The 26,946-nt window shown below is 65.6% G+C and carries 21 protein-coding genes; 12 read left to right on the top strand and 9 right to left on the bottom strand.

Annotation, left to right across the window (positions count from 1 at the left end; all coding sequences use genetic code 11):
• The first annotated feature begins 55 nt into the window (after window positions 1-55).
• Genes Q0G75_RS00430 through Q0G75_RS00420 form a run of 3 tightly spaced genes read left to right on the top strand, consistent with a single transcriptional unit; the run spans window position 56 to window position 7,141 of the window.
• The gene (locus Q0G75_RS00430) at window positions 56-3,046 is read left to right on the top strand and encodes a PD-(D/E)XK nuclease family protein (RefSeq protein WP_294414524.1); all 2,991 of its coding nucleotides are present in this window, start codon (window positions 56-58) and stop codon (window positions 3,044-3,046) included.
• A gap of 2 nt (window positions 3,047-3,048) precedes the next feature.
• A complete protein-coding gene (locus Q0G75_RS00425) occupies window positions 3,049-6,780 on the top strand; it encodes an exodeoxyribonuclease V subunit beta (protein ID WP_294414523.1) in 3,732 nt (1,243 codons plus the stop codon).
• Between the two features lie 19 nt (window positions 6,781-6,799).
• Window positions 6,800-7,141 carry an ArsC family transcriptional regulator gene (locus tag Q0G75_RS00420; RefSeq protein WP_294414522.1) on the top strand — a complete coding sequence of 114 codons (342 nt, stop codon included), beginning with the start codon at window positions 6,800-6,802 and terminating at the stop codon, window positions 7,139-7,141.
• Window positions 7,142-7,276: 135 nt separating this feature from the next.
• Here the strand turns inward: Q0G75_RS00420 and Q0G75_RS00415 are convergent, their stop codons facing one another.
• The 3 genes from Q0G75_RS00415 to Q0G75_RS00405 all read right to left on the bottom strand — a co-directional run bounded on the left by Q0G75_RS00415 (window position 7,277) and on the right by Q0G75_RS00405 (window position 9,152).
• Window positions 7,277-7,966, bottom strand: a complete 690-nt coding sequence (locus tag Q0G75_RS00415) for a phosphatase PAP2 family protein (protein ID WP_294414520.1) — start codon at window positions 7,964-7,966, stop codon at window positions 7,277-7,279.
• A 147-nt stretch (window positions 7,967-8,113) separates the two neighbouring features.
• Window positions 8,114-8,629 carry an NUDIX domain-containing protein gene (locus Q0G75_RS00410; RefSeq protein WP_294414519.1) on the bottom strand — a complete coding sequence of 172 codons (516 nt, stop codon included), beginning with the start codon at window positions 8,627-8,629 and terminating at the stop codon, window positions 8,114-8,116.
• Window positions 8,630-8,840: 211 nt separating this feature from the next.
• Window positions 8,841-9,152 carry a heavy metal-binding domain-containing protein gene (locus tag Q0G75_RS00405; protein WP_294414517.1) on the bottom strand — a complete coding sequence of 104 codons (312 nt, stop codon included), beginning with the start codon at window positions 9,150-9,152 and terminating at the stop codon, window positions 8,841-8,843.
• A 379-nt stretch (window positions 9,153-9,531) separates the two neighbouring features.
• On the opposite strand from Q0G75_RS00405, the gene Q0G75_RS00400 reads away from it, so the two are divergent.
• Window positions 9,532-10,353 carry a peptidoglycan recognition family protein gene (locus Q0G75_RS00400; RefSeq protein ID WP_294414515.1) on the top strand — a complete coding sequence of 274 codons (822 nt, stop codon included), beginning with the start codon at window positions 9,532-9,534 and terminating at the stop codon, window positions 10,351-10,353.
• A gap of 51 nt (window positions 10,354-10,404) precedes the next feature.
• Window positions 10,405-11,928, top strand: coding sequence for a YARHG domain-containing protein (locus tag Q0G75_RS00395; protein WP_294414513.1), 1,524 nt, complete (start codon window positions 10,405-10,407; stop codon window positions 11,926-11,928).
• 104 nt (window positions 11,929-12,032) lie between these two features.
• On the opposite strand, the gene Q0G75_RS00390 is transcribed toward Q0G75_RS00395, so the two are convergent.
• Together Q0G75_RS00390 and Q0G75_RS00385 are read right to left on the bottom strand one after the other, a co-directional pair.
• A complete protein-coding gene (locus Q0G75_RS00390; RefSeq protein WP_294414512.1) occupies window positions 12,033-12,671 on the bottom strand; it encodes a TatD family nuclease-associated radical SAM protein in 639 nt (212 codons plus the stop codon).
• Window positions 12,672-12,841: 170 nt separating this feature from the next.
• Window positions 12,842-13,702, bottom strand: coding sequence for a pyridoxamine kinase (locus tag Q0G75_RS00385; protein WP_294414511.1), 861 nt, complete (start codon window positions 13,700-13,702; stop codon window positions 12,842-12,844).
• A 279-nt stretch (window positions 13,703-13,981) separates the two neighbouring features.
• On the opposite strand from Q0G75_RS00385, the gene Q0G75_RS00380 reads away from it, so the two are divergent.
• Complete coding sequence (locus tag Q0G75_RS00380) at window positions 13,982-15,424, top strand: sodium-dependent transporter (RefSeq protein WP_294414510.1); 1,443 nt, start codon at window positions 13,982-13,984, stop codon at window positions 15,422-15,424.
• A 99-nt stretch (window positions 15,425-15,523) separates the two neighbouring features.
• On the opposite strand, the gene Q0G75_RS00375 is transcribed toward Q0G75_RS00380, so the two are convergent.
• Window positions 15,524-16,759: a polymer-forming cytoskeletal protein gene (locus tag Q0G75_RS00375; protein WP_294414508.1), complete on the bottom strand. Its 1,236-nt coding sequence runs from the start codon at window positions 16,757-16,759 to the stop codon at window positions 15,524-15,526.
• A gap of 253 nt (window positions 16,760-17,012) precedes the next feature.
• Between Q0G75_RS00375 and Q0G75_RS00370 the strand changes: the two genes are divergently transcribed.
• Complete coding sequence (locus Q0G75_RS00370) at window positions 17,013-17,924, top strand: LysR family transcriptional regulator (RefSeq protein WP_294414507.1); 912 nt, start codon at window positions 17,013-17,015, stop codon at window positions 17,922-17,924.
• Between the two features lie 127 nt (window positions 17,925-18,051).
• Here Q0G75_RS00370 and Q0G75_RS00365 read toward each other — a convergent pair whose 3' ends face one another.
• The 3 genes from Q0G75_RS00365 to Q0G75_RS00355 all read right to left on the bottom strand — a co-directional run bounded on the left by Q0G75_RS00365 (window position 18,052) and on the right by Q0G75_RS00355 (window position 20,273).
• Window positions 18,052-18,750: a class I SAM-dependent methyltransferase gene (locus tag Q0G75_RS00365; RefSeq protein ID WP_294414506.1), complete on the bottom strand. Its 699-nt coding sequence runs from the start codon at window positions 18,748-18,750 to the stop codon at window positions 18,052-18,054.
• Window positions 18,751-18,943: 193 nt separating this feature from the next.
• Window positions 18,944-19,660, bottom strand: a complete 717-nt coding sequence (locus Q0G75_RS00360) for a 5'-methylthioadenosine/adenosylhomocysteine nucleosidase (protein ID WP_294414505.1) — start codon at window positions 19,658-19,660, stop codon at window positions 18,944-18,946.
• Between the two features lie 118 nt (window positions 19,661-19,778).
• Window positions 19,779-20,273 carry an S-ribosylhomocysteine lyase gene (locus Q0G75_RS00355; protein ID WP_294414504.1) on the bottom strand — a complete coding sequence of 165 codons (495 nt, stop codon included), beginning with the start codon at window positions 20,271-20,273 and terminating at the stop codon, window positions 19,779-19,781.
• A gap of 246 nt (window positions 20,274-20,519) precedes the next feature.
• On the opposite strand from Q0G75_RS00355, the gene Q0G75_RS00350 reads away from it, so the two are divergent.
• From Q0G75_RS00350 to Q0G75_RS00330, 5 genes are all read left to right on the top strand, one after another.
• A complete protein-coding gene (locus tag Q0G75_RS00350) occupies window positions 20,520-22,475 on the top strand; it encodes a fructose-1,6-bisphosphatase (protein WP_294414503.1) in 1,956 nt (651 codons plus the stop codon).
• 366 nt (window positions 22,476-22,841) lie between these two features.
• Window positions 22,842-23,891, top strand: coding sequence for an inorganic phosphate transporter (locus Q0G75_RS00345; RefSeq protein WP_294414501.1), 1,050 nt, complete (start codon window positions 22,842-22,844; stop codon window positions 23,889-23,891).
• 406 nt (window positions 23,892-24,297) lie between these two features.
• Complete coding sequence (locus Q0G75_RS00340; protein ID WP_294414500.1) at window positions 24,298-24,822, top strand: hypothetical protein; 525 nt, start codon at window positions 24,298-24,300, stop codon at window positions 24,820-24,822.
• Window positions 24,823-25,154: 332 nt separating this feature from the next.
• A complete protein-coding gene (locus Q0G75_RS00335) occupies window positions 25,155-26,531 on the top strand; it encodes a chloride channel protein (RefSeq protein WP_294414499.1) in 1,377 nt (458 codons plus the stop codon).
• Window positions 26,524-26,946, top strand: a complete 423-nt coding sequence (locus Q0G75_RS00330) for a potassium channel family protein (RefSeq protein ID WP_294414498.1) — start codon at window positions 26,524-26,526, stop codon at window positions 26,944-26,946. The genes Q0G75_RS00335 and Q0G75_RS00330 overlap by 8 nt, the downstream gene beginning before the upstream one ends.

The raw sequence follows: 26,946 nt of genomic DNA, 5'->3' as shown, positions 1-26,946 counted from the left end.
GTAAGTCCCATGTATGGGACCGAAGGCGCTAAGGGGGTGCGCTAGAATGACGGGCATGGATACTTCTATTGCATATGATGTGGTGCTGCTGCCGGATGCCGATCGGGCGGTGGCGTATAGGAAACGGGCCGCAGATAGCGGCTACTCGCTTATGGGCGTGACGGTTGCCGCGTTTGGCGCTTGGGTGCGCGATCTTTGGGAGCTGTACGGCGACGGCAGGGCGTTCGCCTCGCGCCTTGAGCGCGAGGCGTTGCTGCGCGCTGCGTGTGAGCGGCCTGTCGATGGCGCGCGCGCATCGGCCGGTGCCGGCGAAGCGGGGGCTCTCGGGCTCGATCGCGTCGCGGCAGCTTGCGTTGCCGCCGGCGCCGGCCTGCCTGCCTTCGATGCGGCGGTGCGGGATGCGCAGCAGGGCGTGCCGGCGGGCGCTGGCGCGCTTGAGGGGGTGACCTGCGCGGAAGTGCCGGTGCTGCGGATGATCGGGGGATACCTTGATCGGTTGGCGCAACTGGGGATGATCGAACCGGGGCAGGCTTTGGCTTTGCTTCCCGAGCTTTTGCCGCAGCGCCCGCTGCGCGTGCTGCTGGAAGATGCTGCTCCTTTTACCCCTGGTCAGGAAGCGTTTTTCTCCGCTTGTCCGTGGATGGATGTGGAGATCCGCACCGCTTCGGGAAGCCAGGGCCCCGTTCGCGCGCCTAAGGGCGTGCGGGTTCGCTTCGCGTTCCCTTCGGGGCAGTACGCGTGGCCGGCGCTGCTGGCTGATATCGTGCGCGATGCCCTTGACGCGGGTGCGAATCGAGGGGTGGCGGCAGCGTCGGCTTCGGCGGCAGCGTCGGCTTCGGCGGCAGCGTCGGCTTCGGCGGTTGCCTCGGCGGCCGTCCCGCCTGCCGGCGCTGATGTCGCTTCCGGCGATGAGGACGCTTTCGGCGGCTCCGATGGCTGTTGGGATGGGCGGTCGGCTGGCACGCAGGCTGCTGCCATGGTAGTTGCGGCGAAGGACCCGGCGGCGCTGTTCGGGCGCGTGGCGCCGGCGCTCGTTCGCCAGGGCCATGCGGTGGCGCTGCGCGGGCAGCGCCGCTTCGCGGATACCGCGTTCGGTAGGGCCATCTGCTCGCTTCGCCGTTTCCTTGATTCGGGGGAGGCTGGCGGCGTTTCGCATATCGAAGGATACGGGGATATCGCCGCAACCGATGTGGAGCGGTGGGATCGCGCGGACCTGGCCGATTGGGCGCTATCGCCGTTTTCGGGGATGACGAGGAAGGCGGCGTTCAAGCTTGATGCCGACTTGCGCGCCGATCGCACGGCGGGCCGGTCCGACCTTTGCGCTCGCCTTCGCGGGGGCAATCCGACGTTCGCGGCGATGGAACGGCTTGCGTTGCGCTTGGATGACCAGGCTGCGGGCGAGCTTGAGGCTGCTGTGCGGCGCATGACGAACCGTTCGGAGGCGTGGCGCACCGAGCAGCTTGCCGCATTGCGCGCGTTGCAGCGCGCCGCCGGCGCCGCCAAGCTGGCCGGGTTGGGGGCCGATGCTGCGTTCGACCAGGTGCAACGCCTGAAAGTCAACGTTTCGCGCATGGTGGCCCCGCGTGGTTGCGACGGCGCGGCCCTAAGCGCGCCCGATGTGCTGGTGACCGATCAGGGCACGGCGGCTTCTTTGGGAAGCGGGTCGTGCAGGGTTCTCGTTGCGGCCGATTTGACGAGTGCCGCCTATCCGGCGGCGGATCCCGAGGACGCCTCCCGGGTGCTGCTCGAGCATCTTGGCGTGGAGCGCGCCGACTCGGCGCTTGCACGTATGCGCCGTGCGTTCTTCGCGCTGGAGCACGCTGCAACCGACCAGCTGATCCTCGAGCGCTGCCTCAACGATGCGTCCGCCGACCCCACGTACCCTTGCGTGGTGCTGGAGGAGTTCGTGGACTGCTATCGGGATGACCCTACGGCCACCGAGGATATCGACAACCCGTATTCGCTTCCCGAGCATCTGCAGAGCGGGATGCTGCTGCGTGGCGAGGATGCGTTGTGCGCCAACGATGCGCTGTCCGATGCGCCGGCGCCTCTGGCGGCTTGCATCGAGCCTCCGTTGACAGGTGCGGTGTCGCCCGAGGCGCGTTCGCTCGTGGTGCTTCCGCGCGTGCTGCAGGGCGGGCAGGTGCTTGACGAGCCGTGCCTTTCGCCTTCCCAGATCGAAAGCTATTTGGAATGCCCGTACAAGTGGTTCGCCCAGCGTCGCTTGCGCTTGGATGACCTGGACGAGGAGTTCGGGCCGCTTGAGATGGGCGACTTCGCGCACAACGCGCTGCACAGCTTCTATAAGCATCTGTCCGAGGACTTGGGCGAGGCGAAGGTCACGCCGCAGCTGCTCCCTCAGGCGCGCGATCTTATGGCCGACGTGCTTGCGCGCCATAAGGCGCTGCAGCCGCATTTGCGCCAGTCGGAGAACCGCCTGATCCCCACGTCGCAGGTGGAGCATCGGGAGCTTGCCGAGCTTGAGCGCAAGCTGATGGACTACCTGGACTTCGAGGCCGAGCTTCTGCCCACCTTCGCCCCGAAGTATCTGGAGTACGACGTGGCTTGCGGCGGCGCGGTGGATTACGCGGGGCACAAGCTGCTGGGTACGGCCGACCGCATCGATGTGGACGGCGAAGGACGATGCGCGATCATCGACTACAAGGGTTCGATTTCCGGGTCGTACGCGCTCGGCGTGCGCGAGGAGGGGCGTTTGGGCAAGGTGCAGGCGCTCATTTACGCGCAGGTGGTCCGCCGTACACTGGGCTTGGAGCCGGTGGGCGCGCTGTACGTGTGCTATGGGCGCCGCAAGATGATCTCGGGTGCTTACGACGGGCGCGTGATCGAGAACGCTCATCTGCCGAACATGCGCCACAAGGATTGCATGTGCGCTGACAGGCCGTTTTCCGACGTGCTGGACGAGACGGAGGAGGCGGTGGCCGCGGCGCTCGAGCGCATGCTGGCCGGCGACATCCGCCCACGCCCTGAAACGCCTGAGGCATGCAAGTGGTGCCCAGTCTCATCGTGTTCCGAAAGGAGGGGATAGCCATGGCGTTGACCATCGGCCAGGAAAAGTGCGTCAACACGCTGGACAAGCCGTTGGCGGTGAGCGCCGGCGCCGGCAGCGGCAAGACGTTCACGCTGACGCGTCGCATCGTGCATGCGTTGGAAAGCGGGTATTTGACCGACATCGACCAGGTTTTGGCCATCACCTTCACGTCGAAGGCCGCGGGTGAGATCAAATCGCGCGTAAAGGGCGCGCTGCGTGCCGGCGGCATGACCGAGCAGGCGCTGAAAACCGACGAGGCATGGATATCCACCATCCATGGCATGTGCTCGCGCATCCTTCGCGCGCATGCGCTTGAGCTGGGGCTCGATCCTGCGTTCAAGGTTGCCGACGAGGCAACGGTGAAGACGCTTCTGGACGCATCGCTTGAGGAGGTGCTCGGCGGCAGGGACGACCTGGTCACGGTCGCCGAGGGCGTTTCCCCGCAGCGCCTTGATGCGCTGTTCGCGTCGTTCGATGTGCATCCGGCGGGTCCGCGCACGGCGTCGGTGGAGGGGATGGTGCGGCAGCTGGTGGAGGCGGCATCGGCGCATCCCGACGGCATGGCGTCGGTGGTGGCACCCCCCGAGGCGCCAAGCCCGATCAAGCTGCTGGCGCAGCTGGCGGATACGGCCGAAACCGCATACGTGCTGGCCGACGGCGTCAAGCCCGGTTCCACGCGCGACAAGTTCCTGGCGGCAACGCAGGATGCGCTGGAGGGCGCGCGCGAGCTGATCGGGCGCGGCTCCGACGGGCTGACGTACCGGCGCGTGCTTTCGGCCATGAACGGCTTCCCCGCTCCCGGTCGCAACTTCGGCAAGAACACACCGTATGGCGAACAGGCCGCTGAGCTGGCAGAACAGTACTGCGCCATCGCTGCGCAGGCGCGTTGCGGGCTGGTGCAGGAACAGCTGGCGACGCTGATCGATGTGGCGAAGTCGGTTGCGGACGCGTTCGCGCGCCGCAAGCGCGAGGCGGGGTTGCTGGACAACAACGACCTGCTGTCGTTCGCTTCCCGGGCGTTTCGCGATCATCCCGCCATTCAGGCGGCGTACGCCGACCGCTTCAAGCTGGTGATGGTGGATGAGTTCCAGGACACCGATCAGCTGCAGGTTGACATGATCAAGCGCATGGCGGGCGAAGGTTTTTCGCGCATGTGCACCGTCGGCGACGCGCAGCAGAGCATCTATCGGTTCCGTGGCGCGGACGTGTCGGTGTATCGCCGCCATTTGGAGGATGTGCGCACGCGCAACCCCGAGGGCATCATCGAGCTGCCCGACAACTTCCGCAGCCACGGGGACGTGCTGGCGTTGTGCGACTGCATCTTCGAGCAGCCGCAGGTGTTCGGCGCGGGGTTCATGTCGCTGGCGCCGGGGCGTGCGGAATCCAAGGTCAAGCGTCCGTTTCTGCCGGACGGGCCTCGCGTGCAGGTGCAGGTGACCGTGGCCCCGTCGCGCGGCGTGTCGTCTGCGGACGCGGCGGCGGTGGCGGCAAGGCGCGTGGCGAAGTCGTTCTCCGAGTTCGCGGCGGCCGGGCACAGGCCCGGCGACATGGTGGTGTTGCTGGGCGGCATGAGCCGCGCGAACGTGTACGCCGAGGCCCTGCGGGCCGAAGGGCTGCCATGCGTGGTCGCTGGCGGCTCCATTTTCAACCGGGCGTCCGAGGTGGCGCTCATGGTTCGCCTGGCGCAGGCCATCGCGAACCCGAAGTGGACCACGGCGCTGTTCGAGGTGCTCTCGAGCGAGCTGTTCGCCCTGTCCGCCGATGATTTGCTGGAGCTGTCCACGGGGATGGACGAGGAGCGCGGCATTCCTCGCAGACGGGCGTTCGACCAGGGTTTTCGCCATATCGAGCGCAAAGTTGCGGCAGGGCGCGCGGTCTCCCCGGCGCTTGCGGCGTGCGCGAGCCTGATGCGCCGCGCCGCCGAGCAGGTGGGAAACGTGGCGCTTGCCGACATCATGCAGGGCATCGTGGCCGATTCCGGGTGGCTTGCGCGCCTTGAGGCGGTCGGTCCCGAGGGGCTGGCGCGCGCGGGGAACGTGTACAAGGCCATCCGCATGGCGCGCGATATCGAGGCGGCCGGCGGCATGGGGCCCGCGGGCGTGGCCGAGGAGCTGACGCTGCGCGTGGAGCTTGCAAAGGAGGCGCCGGGCGCGCTGTCCGCCGAAGGCGGCGATTTCGTGCGTATCATGACCGTCCACGCCAGCAAGGGCCTTGAGTTCCCCATCGTGGCGGTGGCCGAGCTGCGCGACGATGCGGCGCGGTCGCAGGCGTTGGAGTGCTGCTCGATCGAGGGGCGTACCTACGTGTCGCTCGATGGCGGCCATGTGCTCGAGCGCTTGAAGGAGAAGACTTCGTCGCTGGTGGCCAAGAGCGGGTCGTATCAGCCGTTTTTCGAGTTCGACGACGAAGAGCTGACAGCCATGGTCTCGCGCAGCCAGCTGCCCGCCGATAGGCGCGCGGCCATCAAGCTGCACGAGGAGCGCGGCGAGGCGGCTGAGTCGCGGCGCTTGCTCTACGTTGCGCTCACGCGCGCGAAGGAGGCCCTTGTGGTGTCCATGCGCGGCAAGTCGTCGAAGGTGGACGCCACCGGCTTGTCGAAGAGCTGCTGGGGCGACGTGCAATCGGCGCTGGTGGGCGAGGGCTGCGTGTTCGAGCCGGGCGTGAGCATGTTCGACTTCGGCGGGCAGCGTCCGGCGCGCGTGGAGTGCGTGCACCTGACGCCGGCGGTTGTCGAAGAGATGCTGGGAGACGCGGACGGCGTTGCGGGCGATGCTGCGGATGGCGCGGCGTTGCGGGTTGATGGCGGTCCGGGCGTTGATGAGGCTGCTGCGGGCGGTTTGCTCGATGGCGTTGCGACCGATGGTGGATTGGGCGTTGGCGGACAGGGCGTCGGCGAGGCAGCGGTCGGCGGTTCGCTCGATGGCGGCAAGCCGGGCGTGATCGCCCTTCCCGTGGTGAGGCCGTACGAGCCTGAGCGGGGCAGGCCTTATGCGGGTGCGCGGGCGAACATGTTCAGCTATTCGTCCATTGCCGAAGACGCCGCCGGGTTGGCCGACTTCTCCGTGGAGGATGCGGCCGACGATGCCGTCAGCGCTTCCTTGGGCGCTCGCGACGCCGATGCAGCGACGAGCTTGGGAACGGCGTTTCATCGCTTGGTGCAGCTGGCGGCCTTGGCTTGGCAGCCGGGTTGCGCCCTTGAGCGCCCGGATGCTGCGCGCCAGCAGGCGCTGGAGCGTTCGTGCGGGCTTTCCGCCGATCAGCGCGATCGATTGGATGCGGCGCTCGAGCGGTGGTTCGCCAGCGATATAGCGGTGCGCGTGAGCGCGTGCGAAAGCGTGCAGGCCGAGGCACCGTTCCTCGTCCGCGTGGGCGGCCTTTGCGATGCGGCCTACCTTGAGGGAGAGATCGACCTTTTGGGGCGTGTTGCCCCTGCCGGCACGCGCGGGCAGCCGGCGGGCAGTGCGCTGGTGGTGGATTACAAGACCGGCGGCTTGCCTGGTGAGACCGCCGAGCAGCTGCACGAGAAGCACCTGCTGCAGGCCACGTGCTATGCGTATGCGGTGCTGTTGGAAGGATATGCGCAGGTGGAGTGCGTGTTCGTGCGCGTCGAGCAGGACCGCGCCGATGCGCCGGGACAGCCGCAGACGGTGTCGTATCGTTTTGATGCGGCCGATGCCGACGAGATGGGCCGCGCCCTTGCGCGGGCGTATCATGGGCACGGTCAGCTGTAGGATTTGAAGGGACGTTTGCGTGAACATCCAGATTTTCGGCACGAAGAAAAGCTTCGACACGAAGAAGGCCCAGCGCTACTTCAAGGAGCGTCGCATCAGCTTCCAGTTCATCGACCTGAAGGAAAAGGGCATGAGCAAAGGCGAGCTGCAGTCGGTGGCCAACGCCGTCGGCGGTCTTGACAAGCTGATCAACCCCGATGCTAAGGACGCCGATACCGTGGCTTTGCTGCAGTATCTGGCGGCTGATCAGAAGTTCGAGAAGGTGCTCGACAACCAGCAGGTGCTGTGCGAGCCGGTGGTTCGCAACGGCAAGAAGGCCACGGTGGGCTATCAGCCTGATGTATGGAAGGATTGGGAGTAGGTTCTCGACGCCCGTGCATGCTGGTGCCGGGGATTTATCGATCGTCGGTATGTAGAAGGGGGGGGCTTGGCTGCCATCGTCGGCAACCAAGCCCCCCCTTCTTCGCTATGTGCATGGGTTTGTTCGGATTTGCGGTTAGCGTCGTGCGTGCTTTCCGCGTGAGGCTTTGCTGTAGTCTGCGAACGCTATCGCGTGGTATAGAGCCACCAAGGCGGCGCCGAGTAGGATGCCGCCAAGGATGTCGGTGGCCCAGTGAACGCCCGCCATGGCGCGCGCGGCGACGATGCCCACCATGCCTGCAGCGCAGATGATCAGGGCTGCAGTGCGCAGGCCCCCTTCGCGGATGCGTTGCACGGCCTGGATCATGGCCGTGCCGCACATGGTGACGGCCAGCAGCGTGTGCGACGAGGGGAACGACGGCTCGCAAACACCGTCCTCCAGGATGGGGCGGTTGTTGGGCGAGATGCAGTTGAACAGGACGTACAGCACCAGCATGGCGCCGTAGATCCCCAACAGCAGCCAAAGGTCGCGGTCGACCCCGCCTCGGCTGCGGGAACGGATCAGCTGCTTGCAGCCGACTATGGCGAGCATGAGCGCGCCGGCGGCTGGCACGATGAGCAGCGCGTTGGACAGCTTCTCCATGAGGTCGCTTTGCCCGAGGATGGCGCGCGCGTCAAGGTTGAAGGTGGCAAGGCCCACCAAGCTGCCGTCGCCGGCAATGGGCTGGCGGTCTACGAACACGAGCGAAACCGTGAGCGCGGCGAACAGCGCAAGGAACACGCCTGCAGCTATGGCGGAGGCGTGCGCGGTAGTGCGGTTGTGCATGAAAACTCCCATCTGGCCTTCGAATGTAAAGAGAAGGTAAGGAGATGGTAAAGCCGAACTCATGCGGCATGGGGGCGACCGTTCGATTTCGAGGAATTCTGCAGAAAGCAAAATTGACGGGGCGAAGTTCTGGGCGGGCGCGTCCGGCTAGTCTAAGGTGTGGGCGAACAGGCAGGCGGGGTTGCCTTGGGCGGCATTTTGCTTGAAACGTTGCACCAGCTCAAGACGCGATTGCGTGGATGTCGCCAGCGGCTGGGGAAGGGCGTCCGGGGCAAACCAGCCCACTTCCAGGCTTTCGTCATCGGCGACGCGGGGCTGCGCATTGCCGTCTTCGCAGGGACGGCAGAGGAACAGCAGGTCCATGTATTGGCATTGGTCGCCGTTGGCGTAGGTGACCATATACGGCGATGACTTCACGCTGACCAGGCATACGGGCTCGATGTCGACGCTTGTCTCTTCAAGGGCCTCTCGCACGCAGGTGTCGGCCGGCTCCTCGGCGGGTTCCACGATGCCGTAAATGAGCGCCCACTGCCCGGTATCGGCACGCTTGCCCAGCAGGATGCGGCCCTGCGCGTCCTCCACGTAGGCGGTGATGCCGGTGAGCCACAGCGGGTCGTTGCCGATCTTCGCGCGCAGATTGGTGATGAATTCGGGCGTTGACATGGGGATTCCTTCCAGACGCCGCGCTGCCCGCCGGTTGGGCGGGCAGTCGGGATGAGGCGGGGTTGGCGGGGCACCGTGAACGGGCCCCGATAAGGTGCGGGCGAGGCGTCGCATGCGGGCTCTCGCCAGGTTATGGGCGGCGCGTTGCGTGCAGAGTCTCGCTAGGATGCGGGCGGTGCGGCGCGTGCGGAGCCTCGCTAGGGTGTCGCGGCTACACGAACTTCACGGCGGTGCCGTATGCCAGCATCTCGATGGTGCCGGGGTTGATGGAGCCGCTGGAGAAGCGCATGGCCACCACGGCGTCGGCGCCGAGACGCTCGGCCTCGGCGATCATGCGGCCCTCCGCCACGGTGCGCGCCTGATCGGTCATCTCGGTGTACGACTTGATCTCGCCGCCCACCAGCTCCTTCATGCCTGCCATCATGTCGCGGCCGATATGGCGCGAGGTGACGATGTTGCCGCGCACCAGTCCGAGGATCTGGACGTTTTGGCCGGGTACCACATCTGCGGAGGTGACGATCATGGGGGCTCCTTTGCATTTGGGGCGGATGCGACGGTTCGCTGATGCGCGGTGCCGCGTTGTTGCTGATATTGTAGCGCAGCCCTGTGGTCGCGCTGTGGCCCCGCGTTCCCATCGACCAGTTAGGTTCGCCTTCGACCTTCGCGGCGTTTGCCGCCTATGTGCGCATTTGGCCAGATAGGGGCCTTGTCTGGGCACTGCGGCGAGCGTATCTTGAACCCAAATGAAAAGTTACGGTTTGGCAACCTTGCGATTGGGTCCGGGTGTTGCGGTTGCATATCGGTGCAGAACGCGGCGCGCGGGCTCTGGCTTAGCGGCCGCGCGTGCGCGAGGTTGCTGCAGGGGAATCGGTCGTAGCTCGCGGCACGGCAAGGAGGGAACCATGGCGAAGGGAAACACCATCGCGTTTAAGATATCCGTTGCGGCGCTGGCGTGCGCGCTGGCGGCCGTCGCCGTATGCGGTTGCGCATCGGGCGGCGATAGCGTGCAGGCGCCTGATGCCCAGGAGCAGGAGCAGTTCGAGAACGTGGCCGACGTGCCGCGCGACGGTTCGGTCGAGCAGGAGGCGTCCCAGCCTTCCGAGGGGGAAGCTGCGCAGCAGAAGCAAACGCAAAGCGCCGAAGAGCTGCGCGCGAAGCTTTCCATCGTCGACTTGTCGCAGGAGCAGTTCGTGCATGGGCAAAAGCCGGCGGAATGCCAGAAGTACATCGTGCTTCACGACACCGAGGGAGACAACGACGCTGCGTCGGTGGTGAGCTACTGGGCGGGCAATGGCAATCTGGTTGCCGCTCACTTCATCGTGAACAAGGACGGAACGGTGGCGCAATGCGCGCCGCTCGACGCCATCGTCCACCATGCGGGATACGGCGACACGGGGCATAACGCGCAGTTCGGCGTGGAGGACGAATCGCGCGACGACAAGCTGGGCACCGTTCCCATCGGCTCGGCTATGGCCGATTACGGCATGAACTCGTATTCGGTGGGCATCGAGATGGTGCATGTGGGCGGTTCCGGCGATTATCCGCAGGCCCAGCTTGAGGCGCTTGATGACTTGATCGCCTATATCGATGCCTATTACGGGTTCGAAAGCGCTATCATCGACCACAAAGCATGGCGAACGGGGAATTCGGATACGTCCGAGGAATTCGCCGGCTATCTGAGGAACTATCAGGAAGCACGCACGCACGACGGTACGGCGCGCTAGCTTTCGGCGACAACGCCAAGCGGCGCTTAACTGAAAGGAAAGGGATCTGGCATGTTCTGCCCCCATTGCGGAGCCTCGGTCAAAGACGGTGATGCGTTCTGCTCATCGTGCGGCAAGGCTCTAAGCTCGGCGTCCGGCGGTGACGCGTCCGCTTCGGGCGCTGCTGCGACCGGTAACGCTTCTTCGAAGAAATCCATCGGCGATATCCCGACCATTTGGGTGGTCGTGGCCATCGTCGCCATAGCTGCGGCGTTGTATTTCCTGTGGCCTGGCGGCGACGACTCCTCGGATGCCGACTCGAACGACGTTCAGACGCCGACGACGACGGTGCAGCAGCCTGCGGCATCAAGCCAGCCCGCAGCCACGTCCTCGGAGCCGAAAAGCCCGCTGACGATGTTCGTGTCGCAGGTGGACAATTCCGCGTATCCGCAGGTCACCCTGTATACGAAGATCGCCGACCAGGCGGGTTCCACGCCCGGCGGCCTTGATGCGTCGCAGTTCACCGTCACGGAAACCGATTCTTCCGGTTCGCAGTATCCGGCAACGGTCGAGCAGGTGGTCCCGCTTGCCGTCGGCGATGCCATGAACATCAACCTGGTGGTCGACCAGAGCGGATCCATGAGGTCGCGCAGCAAGATGGACAGCGCCAAGAAGGCGGCAAGCTCGTTCGTCGACGAGATGGTGAAAACCCAGGGCAACGTGGCAGAGATCACCTCGTTCAACGATTACGTGTACAACCGTCAGCCCTTCACCTCGAGCGCGGCGCTTCTCAACAGCGCTATTGATGCGGTTTCGCCTACCGGCGAGACGGCGCTCTATGATGCGCTGTACTGGGCGCTGCAGCGCACGAACCTGAAATCGGGTTCGCGCGTGGTCATCGCGTTCACCGATGGCGAGGAGAACAGCAGCCACTACAGCTTGAACGACGTCATCACGCTGTCGCAGCAAACGGGCATCCCCGTCTACATCGTGGGCGTGGGCGGCGATGTGAACCGCAGCTCGCTGCAGTCGCTGGCGTCGAGCTGCAACGGCACGTACTACGATGCGGCGTCGGACGACCTGGCGCAGGCGCTTCGCCAGATCTACCAGTCCATCTACGACGATCAGCGCTCCATGTGCCGCGTGGTGTTCACCTCCACGTGCCCCGGCAGCACCTCCGCCACGCGCACCGTCCTGCTGAGCTGCTCGGACTCGGGTCCGTTCGCGGGGCAGATCTCGCATACGTATGTGCCCGTGACCAGCATCTCCTCCTATGACACCAGCGTGAGCTCGCAGGATTACGTGCTGCCCAGCAGCGCTTCGAAGTACTACTCGCGCTCCGAGCTGGAGAAGATGTCGCTGTGGGAGCTCTATCTTGCGCGCAACGAGATATTCGCCCGCCACGGTCGCGGCTTCAAGAACCAGGACCTGACCGATTACTTCGCCACGAAGCGCTGGTACACGCAAACGTACACGCCCGAGGAGTTCGACGCCATCTCCTCCTCGCAGCTCAACGACTACGAGTTGAAGAACGTGCAGACCATGTACGAAATCGAGCAGAGCCGTAATTCCCCGTATCTGGAGACGGCGAAATAGGCTGGCGCGAAATTGCCTGAAACGAAGAAGGCCCGCGGTTCGCGCCGCGGGCCTTCTTGCTGTTCGGGTTGTTGTTTGAGCCGTTGCTTGGAGCGTGCCGGGTCCTACGAGTTCACCCAGGCGCGGATGCGATAGCGCACGCCAAGCTCGTCGCAGATGCGCTGGCAGGCGGCCTCGTCCTCGTGGCTGATGGTGGTTTCGACCGTGGTCATCACGACGTTGGGCACGTATTTGCGCACCTCGCGCGCGAAGTCGAGCATGCCCGGGAACGCCGCGTCGCCGAAGCGGCTGCGCACGATGGCGGCGTACTCGTCGGCGTTGGGTGTGTTCAGGCTGATGGAGACCGTGTCCACGATGCCCTCGAACTCCGGCGCGATGTCGCGGCCGCAGATCAGGCTGCCCTGGCCGTTGGTGTTCACGCGCACGGGCAGGTTGTAGCGGCGCTTTACCTCGGCGGCCACGCGCTTGAGCATGTCGAAGGCGCAGGTGGGCTCGCCGTAACCGCAGAATACCACCTCTTCGTAGCGGCTCATGTCCTGCTTATCGAACGCGGCCATGACCTCTTCGAAGGAGGGTTCGTGGTCGAGCCACAGGTTGTTCTCGCCGCCTTCGCCGTCCTGGCCCACGCCGTCGGCGGTTTGGCGGATGCAGAAGGTGCAGGCGCAGCTGCAGCGGTTCGTCAGGTTGACGTAGAGCCCGTTGTGCACGGGATAGACGATGGTTTCGGCTTTCGATTTCGCCATGATGAGCTTCTTTCGCTTGGGGTGGGGGCGAAGGGTGCGCTTCGCCTTCCCGTTTTCATTCAGGGTACGCCTAATGGTGCGCCTGCTGCAAGGTGCGGGTTTGCGGCCGGTGCGCGGTGCGCGATGCTAGCGCAGGTTGCGCATTCGCGGCTGCCGCACGGCGCGTGGCGTTAGCGCAGGTTACGCAGCTCCTCCTCGATGGGCAGGCCGTCGGTGCGCGGCAGGTCCATCTCGATGGCGCGCTCGACGCAGGTGCACACGAAATGCGATGCCTTCTCCACCGACTTGTCCAGCGGCACGCCGTTGACCGCGTCGGCGATGAGGATGGCGGAGAACACGTCGCCGGTTCCGGAGCGCTGCCCGCCCAGGCGCGCGGTCTGGATGGTGAAGGGTGTGCGGCCCCGTTCGTAGCACACGTTTGCCACGCGGTCTTGGAACTCCACGCCGGTGACCACTACGCGCGCAGGGCCGGTTTGCGATAGCTGCTGGGCGATTTCCGCGGCATCTTCGCAGGTCATGTCCTTGCTGAAGGGCACACCTGCCAGGATGCACGCTTCGGTGAGGTTCGGGGTGATGATGTCTGCCTTCGCCGTGAGCTCGGCCATGCGCTCGCACATCTCGGGCGTGTAGGTGCCGTAGGGGTGGCCCTCGTCGCCCATGACGGGATCGACCATCACGATGCAATCGGGGCCGCCGAACTCGTCGATGAACTCGCTGACCACCGCGATCTGCTCCGCCGATCCCAGGAAGCCCGTGCAGATGCCGCGGAACTTCAGGCCGAGCTTGCGCCACTCGCGGATGTGCTCGCGCATGTAGGGCGTGAAATCCTGGAAGCTGTAGCTGGGGAAGCCCGTGTGGTTGGACAGCACCGAGGTGGGCAGCACGCAGCATTGCACGCCAAGCTGGGAGATGACGGGAAGCTGTACCGCCACCGAGCATCGGCCGAAGCCGGTGAAGTCGTTGATGAGCGCGATTTTCTTCTGGTTGTTGTGGTTGGGCAGGGTGGTGTCGGCGGGTTCGGTAGTGCTCACGGGGCGTCTTTCCTTGGGATGTTTCCTTATGCGCACATTATAAGGGAGCCGCGGGCGGGGTGGCCTCGTGCGGCGAAGAATGCCCGCGGATTCCGTTTTCGCGAGTGTGGGGTTCTGGGCGTTTTTCTGCAAAACCACCCAGAAGAGGGTGGGCGGCGGCGGGCGGCGGTAGTGGTACCATATGGCGTTGCGCCTGCGCACGCGGGTGCCACGTTTCAGCTTGTTATGGGGGCGGTTGCCCGAGGTGGCCGTCTTTTTGCGTTGGGAAAGGGAATGGATATGGCGGAAAACGCACCCCAGGCGCCCGCGTCGGCGTCGGGCAAGGAGGCGCCGGCTTCGCGCGAGCACTTCGCGTCGCGGCTGGGATTTATCCTGATCAGCGCCGGATGCGCGATCGGATTGGGCAACGTATGGCGCTTCCCCTACATCACCGGCGAGTACGGCGGAGCGGCGTTCGTGCTGTTGTACCTGGTGTTTCTGGTGATCTTGGGCATGCCCGTCATGGTGATGGAGTTCGCCGTGGGGCGCGCCTCGCAGCGTTCGGCCGCGCAGGCCTTCGATAAGCTGCAGCCGAGCGGGAAGTGGCATTGGTTCTCGTGGTGGGGCTATATCGGCTGCATGATCTTGATGATGTTCTACACCACCGTGTGCGGATGGATGATCTCGTACGTGCCGCAAATGGCGTCGGGCATGTTCAATGGCGCCGATGCGGCTTTCGCGGGGGCTGCCTTCAACGGCATGCTGGAGAATCCCGCATGGCTGATCGGGTGGATGGTCGTGGCCGTGGTCATCGGCTTTCTGGTGTGCAGCTTGGGCCTGCAAAAGGGCGTCGAGCGCGTCACGAAGGTGATGATGGCAACGCTGTTCGTGGTGATGATCGCGCTGTGCATCCGTGCCGTCACGCTGCCCGGTGCTGCCGAGGGCATCGCGTTTTACCTGGTGCCCGACTTCGGGCGCCTGTTCGCCGACGGGTGGTCGACGTTCGGTGATGCGGTGTATGCGGCCATGGGCCAGGCGTTTTTCAGCTTGTCGCTCGGCATCGCGGCCATGGAGATCTTCGGCTCGCGCATCGGGCGGCAGCGCAGCCTTACCGGCGAGGCCGTCTCCGTCACCGCGCTGAACACCGTGGTGGCCATCCTGGCGGGCCTCATCATCTTCCCGGCGTGCTTTGCTTATGGCGTTTCGCCTGATCAGGGGCCGTCGCTGGTGTTCGTGACGCTGCCGGTGGTGTTCGGGCAGATGCCGCTGGGCAACGTGTGGGGCTGCCTGTTCTTCGTGTTCATGGCGTTTGCGTCGCTGTCCACCGTCATCGCGGTGTTCGAGAACCTGATCAGCTGGTCCATGGATAAATGGGGCATGATGCGCAGCCGTGCCGTCATCTTCAACGGCGTGCTGGTGCTGGTTCTTTCCATCCCGTGCGCGCTGGGCTTCAACGTGCTGTCGGGCGTCACCATCCCGGCCATCGGCGACATCCAGTCCATCGAGGACTTCATCGTGTCGAACAACATGCTGCCGCTGGGCAGCCTGGCGTTCGTGCTGTTCTGCACCACGCGCCGCGGCTGGGGTTGGGAGAACTTCCTGGCCGAGGCCGACCAGGGCGAGGGCGTGAAGTTCCCGCGCTGGACGCGCCTGTGGCTGAAGTACGGCATCCCGGCGCTGATCGTGGTGATCTTCGTGCTGGGATACGCGCCGAAGGTGGCCATCTGGCTGGGGCTTGCCTAGGGCGTTCCCTTGTTCGGGTTGACTGCAAGAATCGGTTGATTATGACGAAGGGGCTCGACGCGTTGGATCGCGTCGAGCCCCTTTTGCGTGGTGCGCAGGTTATGCCGTGGGCGTTTGCGTCGGCGCGCCCTCGTTGCGGTTCGTCAGTCCCAGGAACGTGTTTTGGATGAGGTAGCCTAGGGCGAACATGAAGCAGGCGGCGGCCAGCGGCTTGCCGATATAGGGAAGCGCGCACGCCGCGCCCAGGATGGCGCCCATGGCAAGCGCCGCGGGGAAGCGTCCCAGGTTCTTGAAGACCAGCTTACCCAGCGCCGCGGCGGTGAAGCCGCCCGAGACGATGGTGAGCGCGATCAGGGCGAACGTCGCGGCGCCGGCGATGGGCAGCGTGACCACCAGGCAGCACAGGATGATCACCGCCACGGGCGCTGCGATGGCGCCGATGATACCGGAGGCGACCAGGTAGCCGGTGCGCGTTTTCGCCAGCTTGGCGGCGTTTGCGGTATGCTTGCGCGCCAGCCATTCGGCTGCCGCCGCGGTCACCAGGCACGCGAGGGCGCCATAGGCCACCCCCAGCAGGGTGCTGACCGCATTGAATGCGGGTTCGGCTTTGTCGTCTTCCGTGTTGATGGAAAGCTCCAGCGCGCCGTGCTGTGCGCCGGAGGCTATCTCGGGCTGATGGCCGGCGGAGCCTCGTACGGCGCCTTCGATGCGGGCGTTGGGGCCAAGCTGCACGGAGTCGGCGTTGACCACGACGTCGCCGTGGACGGTTCCGTCGATGGTGGCGTGCTCGGCACAGATGTAGAGCGCATCGCATTCGCTGGAGAAGCTTGCGTCGCCGGCGGCGATGGCCACCGCCTGCGCCGTGGTGTCGCTCACCGTGGCGTCTTTAGCGGCAAGGGTGATGCTGTGCGCCACGTCGGCGCCCCTGATGGCGATATCCTCTGCTGCTGCGCGGATGCTGCCCGGCACGCTGCACGAGCTTACGGCGATGGACTGGCCCGCGGCAAGGATGTCGTTGGGAACGGTCGCCTTCGTGAACAGCTTGCTTTGGCCGAACCAGACGATGTCGTCTCCCAACAGGCCGCTCGTATCGTCGGCAATCTCGTCGGCTGACCAGGCGTGGCCGTCGTCTGCGTGATGCGATTCGTCCGCTGCGAACGCCGGCATCGCCGGGGCGATGGCGAGCGTGCCGACGGTTGCGATGGCCACGGCGGCGCATGCGAGCACGCCCGGCGCGTTCGCGCCGGTTATCCGGGCGTTGCGAGCCCATGCGGCAATGCCCGCGCCTGCAAGCGCGACGAGCGCGAGCCCCATGAGAAGCGTAATGGCGGTCATGATGTCCTCCTCCGTTTGCGTTTGCGCGACGCAACGGCGGCCCCGGCGTCGCGTGAAAGCCCCTTCGCGCAGCGGCTTTCCCCTTTCCGCCAGTATACTTGCTCGCGCGCGCCGGCGGGTAAAGAGAGGGTAACCGAAATGGCGAATCCGAGTTGCAGCGTATCTTCTCCCTCATGTGGGCGTTTGAGGGTTGGTACGGGCTGTGACGTATACTTTGCTTTCGAAGGTTTCTCTTTTCGCCGGAAGGGTTGGCATGAAGATCACGCTGCAGCAGATGCGCTATATGTTGAAGATCGCCGAGACGGGGTCGATGGTGGCGGCGTCGCGTGTGCTGTCGGTCTCGCAGCCCAGCCTGTCCGAGGCGGTGTCGGTCGTGGAGCGCGAACTGGGGTTTTCCCTGTTCACCCGCGGAAACACCGGCGCCACGCCCACGAAGGAGGGCATGGAGTTCCTGGGCCGGGCGCGGCAGGTGGTGCTGCAGATGGACAACCTCGAGCGTCGCTACGGCGGCAATCAGCCCGAGGGCATGCGCTTCGCGGTGTCCTCGCATCACTTCACGTTCGTGGAGCGGGCGTTTCTGGACGTTGCGCAGCAGGTGGGTTCGGGCAGGTTCGACCTGGTGCTCAACGAGACGCAAACGCAGCAGATCATCGACGACGTGGCGCGATGCGACAGCGATCTGGGCGTGATGTATCTGTCGCGCGCCAACGAGGGCGCGGTGGGGCGCGTGCTCGACCGCAACAAGCTGGAGTTTTACGAGCTGTTCGAGGCGGTGCCGCACGTGTTTCTGCGCATCGGGCATCCGCTTGCGGGGCGGGAGAGCGTCTCGCTTGACGACTTGTACCCGTATCCGCAGCTGTCGTTCGTGCAGGGGGCTTACGAGTCGTCGGCGTTTTCCGAGGAGCCGCTGTGGGCGCCCTCGGCGAAGACGGTGAAGGTGAGCGACCGCGGCTTCGCCACCAGCTTCATGCTGCATTCCGACGCCTATACCGTGACCAGCGGCGTGTACCCGGAGTTTCTGCAGCGCGGCGCCATCACGGCGGTGCCCATCCGCTCGGGCGAGCGCATGCACATCGGTTACGTCATGCCGCGCGGGCTGACGCTCGACGCGATAGGCGAGGCGTTCGTGGCGGCTATGAAGTTGTACGCGAAGGTGGAGAGCTAAGCAGCCTGCGGGCGAAGCGTCGGGCACGATAGGGCGTGAACAGGGGACGGAGGTGTGTTCAGAATCGACCTTTCATTCCCAAAGGTTAACCCTGAACACACCTCCGTCCCCTGTTCACGTTCGCGTTCTATAGCTTCATGCTGGCGGGGACGATGCAGTCGTAGCGCACGGCCTTGCCGTCGATGGAGTAGCTGGGCTTGATGCCGGCCAGGAACGGGCCTTTCGCCGGGCGTTTGATGACCACCTTGCGCGGGCCGGCGGCAATGGCCGCGTGCAGCAGCCCTTCCTCATCGGTGCAGGGCGCTTCCAGGTGGTGCAGCAGCTGGAACTTCTTCTTGACCGCCGCGCTTTTCTGCCGCGCGGGAAACATGGGGTCAAGGTAGACCACGTCGGGTTTGGCCACGTCCATGGACGCGCGTGCGGCAAGTGCCTGCACGCTGTCGCCGCTGGTCAGGCGCATGCGGGCTGCGATGGGCGCAAGCTGCGGGTCGGCGGCCGCGCGCGCCAGGCCGTCGGCAAGCAGCGCGGCGATGACGGGGTCGTGCTCGAAGAGCTGCACGTGGAAGCCGGCCGCGGCCAGCAGCAGCGCGTCCTCCCCGAACCCGGCGGTGGCGTCGATGGCGCGGGGCTGATCGACGCCCTTGACGCGCGCGGCGCGGACGAGCAGCTCGCGGGAGAGCCTGCCGGGCTTGATGCGCGGCAGCATGCCCGCCAGGTCGCAGCGCAGCTCCATGCCTTCGCCCACCAGCGCCAGGCCGCGATCGTCGCGCACCAGGCTGACGGCGGGGTCGTCGATGGTGGGAAGCATGTTGTCGTCGAAGGTCATGGGGAAGCGTCCGATCGTCGTGTTCTAGGGGAATTTGGGGCTGTGGGCCTGGGTTTGAGCCGGACCCGCGGGTTCGCGCGACTCGGGTTTTCCGAAGTGCCGCGCGGGCGGGAGCGCGAATGCAGCCTGAGCCCGGGTGTGCTGAGTGAGCGGTTCGGTGCCGCACGACGCGCGGCACCGGTTCCGCGTGTCGCTAGCCTTGGCGTTCGAGCATGGCGATGACGAGCGCGGCGCTGTTGCGGGCCGCCTGCGCCTCGAACGTGGGGTAGTCGATGGACGAGGAGCCGTCGGCCTTGTCGGAGATGGCTCGTACGATGGCGCATGGCACGCCGTTGGCCCATGCGACCTGCGCGATGGCGGCGCCTTCCATCTCGCAGCACTTCGCGCCGAACGTCTCGACGATGCGCTGCTTCTCGAAGTTGTCGCACACGAAGCGGTCGCCCGAGGCCACGCGGCCGGTGTGCGTGGTGGCGCCGATCGCCGAAGCCGCGGCGATGGCCGATTTCGACAGCGCCGGGCTGCAGGGGAACGCGAGCGTGTCCAGACCCGGCGTCTGACCTGCGGCGTAGCCCAGGTTGCGCACGTCCATGATGTGGTTGACCGCATCGTCGGCCACCACGATGTCGCCGATGTTGATGGACGCGTCCAGCGAGCCGGCGATGCCGGTGTTGAGCAGCGCGCTCACGCCGAAGCGGTCGATGAGCACCTGCGCGCACGTGGCGGCGTTCGCCATGCCCACGCCGCACTGCACCACGATGACGGTGGCGTTGCCGATGGTGCCCACGTTGAACTCCATGCCGGCGATGCGCGTGATCTTCACCGCGCCGGCCTTCGCCATCTCCTCGCGCAACAGCGCGATTTCCACGTCCATGGCGCCGATGATGCCCATGGTGTTGAAGCTCGTAGTCATAAGCTGCTTTCTGGTCGGGGAAGGGAAGCGCGGTGAGACGGCGGCTGTGCGGCCACCTCACCGCGCTTCCTCGGTTCGTTAGCTCGATGCGGGGCTGGACCCGCTTGGTGCGCTTGCGCTAGTCGAGCAGGGCGGGGTAGTGCGTGTGCGCCTCGTCGAGCACCTCGAGGGTGTTGGCCATGTAGCGGCGTGCCCACCACTTCGCCTGCACGAGGTCGTTGTCGTGGTAGTTGCCGCACTCCTCGGGCTTGGCGCCGGGGATCTCGCCCTCGAAGTCGCGGATGAAGGAGAACATGCGGCGCACGAGGTCGGCCACGTCGACGGATTCCAGCTCGCCGAAGGCCACCAGGTAGAAGCCGGTGCGGCAGCCCATGGGGCCGAAGTAGATCACGCGGGTCGACCATTCGGCATCGTTGCGCAGGAAGGTGGCGCCGAGGTGCTCGATGGCGTGGACGGCGGCGGTGTCCATGACCGGCTCGCGGTTGGGGGCGGTCATGCGCAGGTCGAACGTGGTGGTCGTGCAGCCGGTGGCGGCGTCGGAGTCGCGGCGCGACACGTACACGCCGGGCTCGAGCACGCGGTGATCGACGGAAAAGCTTGCAATGCGTTCCATGGATGCTCCTTGCTATATATAGGTAACGGCAACGTGGTCGCCGTCGGTTCGCAGCGCCTATTGTACCGCCCGCAAGCAACCCGCTACGCCGATCGGTATGCGAACAAGAAAATCTCCGCGCGGTCAGGCGCCCGGCGCGGGGCGCGCCCGCGTTCGGGTTGCGCCGTTTACCGGTGCGGGTGTGCGGGGGAGGGCTGCGCGCGGTACCATCGTGCCATCACTGTGCGATGACCTGAGGAGGTTTTCATGGAAGCGGATCAGAAGCGCTACTTGGAATTGTTGGCCCGATCTTTCCCCACCCAGGAGCTGGCGGCGGCCGAGATCATCAACCTGAGCGCCATCCTGAACCTCCCGAAGGGCACGGAGTTCTTCTGCTCCGACATCCACGGCGAATCCGAGGCGTTCAGCCACATCCTGCGCAACGGCTCGGGCTCCATCCGCCTGAAGGTGGACGAAGCGTTCGGCGATCAGCTCACCGAGGCCGAAAAGCGCGAGCTGGCCACGCTCATCTACTACCCGCGCGAGAAGGCGAAGCTGATCTTGGCGGGCGTGGAAGACGAGCGCGCCTGGTACGCCACCGTGGTGCCGCGCCTGGTGGCGGTGTGCAAGCGCGCTACGCGCAAGTACACGACCAGCCGTGTGCGCAAGGCGCTGCCCGCCGAGTTCGCCTACATCATCGAGGAGCTGATGAGCGAGGATAACCACGGCGTGGACAAGGAAGCGTATTATGCCGGCATCATCGACGCGGCGGTGCGCACCAGGCGCGGCATCGCGCTCATCGAGGCGCTTGCGCAGCTTATCCAGCGCTTGGCCATCAGCCAGCTGCACATCATCGGCGACATCTACGACCGCGGCCCGCACCCCGACGTCATCATGGAGACGCTGCAGGCGCAGCGCAAGGTCGACATCCAGTGGGGCAACCACGACATCGTGTGGATGGGCGCGGCCCTCGGGCAGCGCGGCTGCATCGCGCACGTGGTGCGCAACTGCGCCCGCTACGGCAACCTGTCCATCCTGGAGGACGCCTACGGCATCAACATCCTGCCGCTGGCAAGCTTCGCTCTTGACGCGTACCGCGACGACCCGTGCGTCGGCTTCGGCCTGAAGGGCAACCCCGACCTGCCGCCGTCCGAGCTCGAGATGAACGTGAAGATCCAGAAGGCCATGGCCATCATCCAGTTCAAGGTGGAGGCGGCGCTGATCGACGAGTACCCCGAGTTCGGGCTGGAGAGCCGCAAGCTGCTGGACAAGATCGATTACGAGGCGGGTACCGTGGTGGTCGACGGTGTGGAATACCCGCTGACCGACCGCGTGTTCCCGACGGTCGACCCGCAAAACCCCTTCGCGCTCACGCCGGCCGAGGAAGAGGTGATGTGCCGCCTGGAGGCCGCGTTCACCGGATGCGAGAAGCTGCAGCGCCACATGCGCTTCTTCCTGGAAGTGGGCAGCCTGTACAAGATCCGCAACGGCAACCTCATGTTCCATGCCTGCGTGCCGCTCAACGCCGACGGAAGCTTGAAGGAAGTGGACGTGTTCGGGCACCGTTACAAGGGCCGCGCGCTTTACGACGTGATGGAACGCTACGTGCGCGCCGCGTTCTTCAGCCATGATGCCGAGGAAAGCCGCCGCGGACGCGACCTTCTGTGGTACCTGTGGCTGGGCGAGGGAAGCCCGCTGTTCGCGAAGAGCAAGATGGCTACCTTCGAGCTGTACCTCATTGCCGACAAGGCCGCGCGCAAGGAGGTGAAGAACCCCTTCTACACGCTTATCGAGGACGAGCGCGTAATCGCGGGCATCTTCGAGGACTTCGGCATGGACCCGGAGACGTCGCATATCGTGTGCGGGCACGTGCCGGTCAAGGTCAAGGACGGCGAGGACCCTGTGAAGTGCGGCGGGCGCGTGTTCATGATCGACGGCGGGTTCTCGAGGGCCTATCAGCCCACCACGGGCATCGCCGGCTATACGCTCATCGACAATTCCTACGAGTTCATCTTGGCGGCGCACGAGCCGCTGAAGTCCGCGGAGGCGGCGGTGGTCGAGGAGCTCGACATCCACTCGAGCCGCCGCGTGGTCGAGCGTGTCGAGCACCGCACGCTGGTGGCCGACACCGACGACGGCGCCGATATCCGCCGTCGCGTCGAGGACCTCGAGCAGCTGCTTGAGGCGTATCGGGACGGCCAGATCGCCGAGGGCGGGCGCTAACGCCGGGTCGGACGGCTTATCCGTTTTTGCGGTCGGGGCGCTGCTGTGCGGCGGCGCCCCGACCGTTGCGTTCTGGTGAGCAGGGGACGGAGGTGTGTTCAGAAAAAAGCTTGCGTTTCGCAAAGGCCTTTTCCCGAACACGCTCCGTCCCCCTGTTCGTGTTTCGCCCCGACCGTTGCGTATCGGGGGCGGCGGTGCAGGCGGGCTGTCGGGGGAGCCGTCGACGTTCGGGCGCCCGGTGGCGTGCGGTGCGGAAAAGTTGATGGAAGAAGCTGGGTTCAAGGCATAGCGCTCGCATGGCCGAATGTAGTATTGTTAGGCGTACGTCAAAAAATTGATGTAACTCTTACGAGTATGGGGAATTGCATGGCGCTTACGTTTGCTGACTTTCTTGCGCAGGCTATGGCTCAGCCTATCCTGTTCGTTATTTTGGTGCTCATCATCGGCGTTACCGCGGTGTCCGGCGCAACCGACGCGCCGAACGCCATCGCGACGGTGGTCTCCACGCGTTGCCTCAAGCCGAACACGGCCATCGGCTTGGCCGCGGTATTCAACTTCGTCGGCCTGGTGGGCATGACGTTCATCTCCACGGCCGTGGCGAAGACCATGTTCGGCATGGTCGACTTCTCAGGAAACACCGATGCCGCCTTGCTCGCCCTGGTGGCGGCCATGATCGGCGCCATAGGCTGGGGCATCTTCTGCTGGTTCTTCGGCATCCCCTGTTCGAAATCGCACTCCCTTATCGCCGGCATCACCGGCGGTGCGGTGGCCATGAACGGCTGGGCGGGCGTCGTGCCCTCCGAGTGGGTCAAGGTCATCTACGGCATGGTGTTCTCCCTGCTGGCGGGCTTTGCGCTGGGTTGGGTGTTCACGAAGATCATCGAGTGCGTGTTCGAGATGGCCAACCGCCAGGCGGCCAATATCGTGTTCACCGCCATCCAGGACCTGTGCGCGCTGGCTCTGTCGTTTTTGCATGGTGCGCAGGACGGTCAGAAGTTCATGTCCATCGCCATGCTGGGCATCGCGCTTTCCTTCGGCAGCTCCACGCCCGACGCGGGCGGCTTCCCCATGTGGGTCATGATCACGTGCTCGTTGGCCATCTCGGCCGGCACGGTGGTGGGCGGCAAGCGCATCATCAAGTCCGTGGGCATGGACATGGTGAAGCTGGAGAAGTACCAGGGCGTTGCCGCCAACTTCTCCACGGTGTTCACGCTGCTGTTCGCAAGCCTGACCGGCATGCCGGTGTCTACGGGCCACTGCAACACGTCGGCCATCATGGGCGTGGGCGCCAGCCGTTCCATCAAGCGCGTGAACTGGAGCATCGCCAAGAACATGCTGTTGGCATGGGTGATCACGTTCCCGGCATGTGGCCTTATCGGTTTCGTGCTGGCGAAGCTGTTCATGATGATGGCGTAAAGCCGCGTCCGCTGCTTGCCGGCGCTTTTAGGGGGTTTGCCCCCGATCGATTCTCGAGCCGCCTTCCGTTTCCTGGGGAACCAGGTGCGGAAGGCGGTTTTTCGTTGCTCGGGCCTTGGTGCGCACGGGGCTTTAGGTGTGCATACAACGGCAGCGTGGGTGGTGGCACCTGTGCTCGGCGTTGCTTCACGAAGTCTTCGTTGCGTAGCGGCGTCGTAGTCGGCCGCTTGCGTGCATGACGCTTGAACCGCATTCCCAACGGGAGGGCAACGGGATGGCGGCGTGCTGTGAACGGGTCGGTTATGGGGCGGAAACGGTTGCCGGACGGGCGCGGCGCGGGGGTTTCGCCGCTCCTATACTGCGGCGTCGGGCAATAGGGCCCGAACGGACGCGATAGGAGCGCAACATGAACGAGAAGCATATCAAGGGCGTGCAACGTGCATCGGCGGCGGTGGCGATAGCGGCGACGCTGGCCATAACGGGCGGCGCGCTTGCCGGTTGCAGCGGCAACTCGAACGACGACAACGGCCAGGTGGTGGAGGAGTCAGCCGTGGTCGAGCAGGGCGACGCCGGCGCGGCGAGCGCGGACCCCGTGATGGTCACCAAGGTGATCCAGGAGGTGACCGGCGCTTACGTGGGCAAGACCGATGATGGCGCAACGGTGTACTACGCGCTCACCGACGACGGGACTCAGCGCATCCTGGCGGTGCGGGCCGCCGACGGCACCTACGAGTCGTGGGTGGGCAACGCCACCTCCAACGGCGAAGAGGTCACTATCACCGACGCGCCTTCCGGCAACACCATCTCCTTCCGCGTCACCCCGCAGGAAGGCGATTCTGCCCTGATCGATCTGGGCGACAGGGGCCAGGCTGTAGTGGCGCAATGCCCGCTTGAGGTCGTCACGGACGTGGTGGAGGTTTCCGAAGGCTAGGGTGGCCGCGCGCTCTAGGGCTTTGCGGTTGCGTGGGACCGTTGCGTGCGCGACGCGCATCGGCGTCGGGCGTCGAAGCGGATTGGGCTTCCGGGTCCTTGCGCGCGGCGGCTTCATCTTGGGCTTATGGCGGATCGAAGCATGCCTTCCCGGCAAGTTGCATGCGACGGTTGTCTGCTTGGCGCCCGGTTGATGATTCCCCTTGCGGCTTGGGCATGTCGTGTTGGGGGAGGGCCTTCCCCTTGCCCGGCGGGTCAACGGTTACAATATGGTTGACATATCCGCAACGCTGCGCACCTGTCCGGTTCGCAGCTTGATGCCAAGGGGTTCTCATGGGCAAGCTTGCCAAGCCGGCGAACCGGTTGCTGTTCGCGCTGTGCGTGCTGATTACGGGCGCCATCGCCGGCGCGTTCGTATGGGCGTTCTTCTTCTGCATGGACATCGGCCTGGGGCTTTTGTGGGAGAAGCTGCCGCAGATGCTCGGGGCCGCGGCGGGCCAGGAGGTGCCGGCGCTGGCGTCGGGGCCGTTCGGGTTCGCCGCGTGGCCGCTGATCGTGTGTCTGATCGGCGGCCTTGCCATCGGGTTGTACGACAAGCATGTCGGCTTCGCCCCCGAGGACCTGAACGTGGTCATGGGCAAGGTGAAGGGCGAAGGGCGCTACCCTTACGACCACCTTGGCAAGCGTTCGCTCTCGGCGCTGCTGCCGCTGCTGTTCGGCGGCAGCGTGGGTCCCGAGGCGGGCCTGACGGGCGTGATCGCCGGTTTGTGCACGTGGGTGGGCGACCGCATGCGCCGTTTCGGCGCCGACTTCCGCGCCATGACCGTTGCCGGCACGCAGGCGGCGCTGACGGCCCTGTTCACCGCCCCGCTCTACGGCTTCGCCGCGCCCCTTGCGGGCACTGCCGACGGGCGCGTGCCGGAGGGCGAGGTGGATATCAAGCTGCCGCGCGCCGGCAAGGCGGCGGTGTACCTGTGCGCCGTGGTGGGCGCCCTCGGCGCGTTCTTCGGGCTTGCCGAGCTGATCGGCGGCGGGGGCGGTCTGCCGCGTTTCACGGCGGCCAGCGTGGGGCCGCGCGAGCTTGCATGGCTGGTGCCGTTGGCGCTTGCGGGCACGGCGTGCGGCTGGGCCTACCATGCCTCGGGCGCCGCTACCGGCGCGTTGGCGCGCCGCATGGGCGATAGGCCCGTCGCCAAGGCGATGCTGGCCGGCTTGGCCCTGGCGCTTTGCGGCATGGCGCTTCCCTATACCATGTTCGCCGGCGAAACGCAGTCCACCCTGCTCATGGCGCGCTGGACCGCCATCCCGGCGGGCGCGTTGGTGGCGACGGGCTTCGTGAAGGCGGCGCTCGCCCCCGCGTGCATCAAGCTTGGCTGGCGCGGCGGCCATTTCTTCCCGGTCATCTTCTCGGGCATCGCGCTTGGCTACGGCTTTGCCCAGATCAGCGGTGCCGATGCGGTGTTCTGCGTTGCCGCGTGCACCTCGGCGCTTATGGGCGCGGTCATGCGCCAGCCGCTTATGGCGGCGCTTCTGCTGGTCATGTGCTTCCCGCTCAAGGGCGTGATCGTGATGCTGGCCGCGGCTGCCATCGGCGCGGCCATCCCGCTGCCGCGGGCGTTGAGCCCGCAAAAGGCGGAAGATGCGCCCGACGGCGCCGAAGACGCGTTCGGCTCGGATTCTTCGGACGGGGAAGGGGAGCGCCATGCGTAGGCTGCGCATGCTCGTGGAGATCGAGCGTCAGGCGGGATTCGGCCCCATCACCTGCTTGTTCGTCGTCGTGTTCCTGCTGTGCTCGCTGGCGGTGTGGCTTGCCGACCCGGTGGCGAACACGTTCGGCGACGGTATGTGGTTCAGCTTCCAGGCCGTTTCCACCATCGGCTTCGGCGACGTGACGGCGGCGGGGCCGGTGGCGCGCATCGCCACCGTGCTGCTCAGCGTGGTGAGCATCTTCTACATCGCCCTGATCACCGGCGTGGTGGTCAGCTATTGCAACGCCATGCTGCGGCAGCGCCAGGAGGGCACGTTGGCGCATTTCGCCGAGAACCTGGAGCGGCTCGACGAGATGACGCCCGGAGAGCTGGCCGTGTTCTGCAAACGCGTGAAGGAGTACCGCCGCGGGAAGTAG

It is taken from the genome of uncultured Senegalimassilia sp. (assembly GCF_934636665.1).
Lineage (GTDB): Bacteria > Actinomycetota > Coriobacteriia > Coriobacteriales > Eggerthellaceae > Senegalimassilia.
Note: the sequence above shows the minus strand (reverse complement) of the source record. Positions and strands in the feature narration are given on the sequence as shown.

Bases quoted from the DNA above. Each gene is read 5' to 3' on its own strand.
- Q0G75_RS00430 (WP_294414524.1), top strand. From the start codon at position 56: ATGGATACTTCTATTGCATATGATGTGGTGCTGCTGCCGGATGCCGAT.
- Q0G75_RS00425 (WP_294414523.1), top strand. From the start codon at position 3,049: ATGGCGTTGACCATCGGCCAGGAAAAGTGCGTCAACACGCTGGACAAG.
- Q0G75_RS00415 (WP_294414520.1), bottom strand. From the start codon at position 7,966: ATGCACAACCGCACTACCGCGCACGCCTCCGCCATAGCTGCAGGCGTG.
- Q0G75_RS00410 (WP_294414519.1), bottom strand. From the start codon at position 8,629: ATGTCAACGCCCGAATTCATCACCAATCTGCGCGCGAAGATCGGCAAC.
- Q0G75_RS00405 (WP_294414517.1), bottom strand. From the start codon at position 9,152: ATGATCGTCACCTCCGCAGATGTGGTACCCGGCCAAAACGTCCAGATC.
- Q0G75_RS00400 (WP_294414515.1), top strand. From the start codon at position 9,532: ATGGCGAAGGGAAACACCATCGCGTTTAAGATATCCGTTGCGGCGCTG.
- Q0G75_RS00395 (WP_294414513.1), top strand. From the start codon at position 10,405: ATGTTCTGCCCCCATTGCGGAGCCTCGGTCAAAGACGGTGATGCGTTC.
- Q0G75_RS00390 (WP_294414512.1), bottom strand. From the start codon at position 12,671: ATGGCGAAATCGAAAGCCGAAACCATCGTCTATCCCGTGCACAACGGG.
- Q0G75_RS00380 (WP_294414510.1), top strand. From the start codon at position 13,982: ATGGCGGAAAACGCACCCCAGGCGCCCGCGTCGGCGTCGGGCAAGGAG.
- Q0G75_RS00375 (WP_294414508.1), bottom strand. From the start codon at position 16,759: ATGACCGCCATTACGCTTCTCATGGGGCTCGCGCTCGTCGCGCTTGCA.
- Q0G75_RS00370 (WP_294414507.1), top strand. From the start codon at position 17,013: ATGAAGATCACGCTGCAGCAGATGCGCTATATGTTGAAGATCGCCGAG.
- Q0G75_RS00365 (WP_294414506.1), bottom strand. From the start codon at position 18,750: ATGACCTTCGACGACAACATGCTTCCCACCATCGACGACCCCGCCGTC.
- Q0G75_RS00360 (WP_294414505.1), bottom strand. From the start codon at position 19,660: ATGACTACGAGCTTCAACACCATGGGCATCATCGGCGCCATGGACGTG.
- Q0G75_RS00355 (WP_294414504.1), bottom strand. From the start codon at position 20,273: ATGGAACGCATTGCAAGCTTTTCCGTCGATCACCGCGTGCTCGAGCCC.
- Q0G75_RS00350 (WP_294414503.1), top strand. From the start codon at position 20,520: ATGGAAGCGGATCAGAAGCGCTACTTGGAATTGTTGGCCCGATCTTTC.
- Q0G75_RS00345 (WP_294414501.1), top strand. From the start codon at position 22,842: ATGGCGCTTACGTTTGCTGACTTTCTTGCGCAGGCTATGGCTCAGCCT.
- Q0G75_RS00340 (WP_294414500.1), top strand. From the start codon at position 24,298: ATGAACGAGAAGCATATCAAGGGCGTGCAACGTGCATCGGCGGCGGTG.
- Q0G75_RS00335 (WP_294414499.1), top strand. From the start codon at position 25,155: ATGGGCAAGCTTGCCAAGCCGGCGAACCGGTTGCTGTTCGCGCTGTGC.
- Q0G75_RS00330 (WP_294414498.1), top strand. From the start codon at position 26,524: ATGCGTAGGCTGCGCATGCTCGTGGAGATCGAGCGTCAGGCGGGATTC.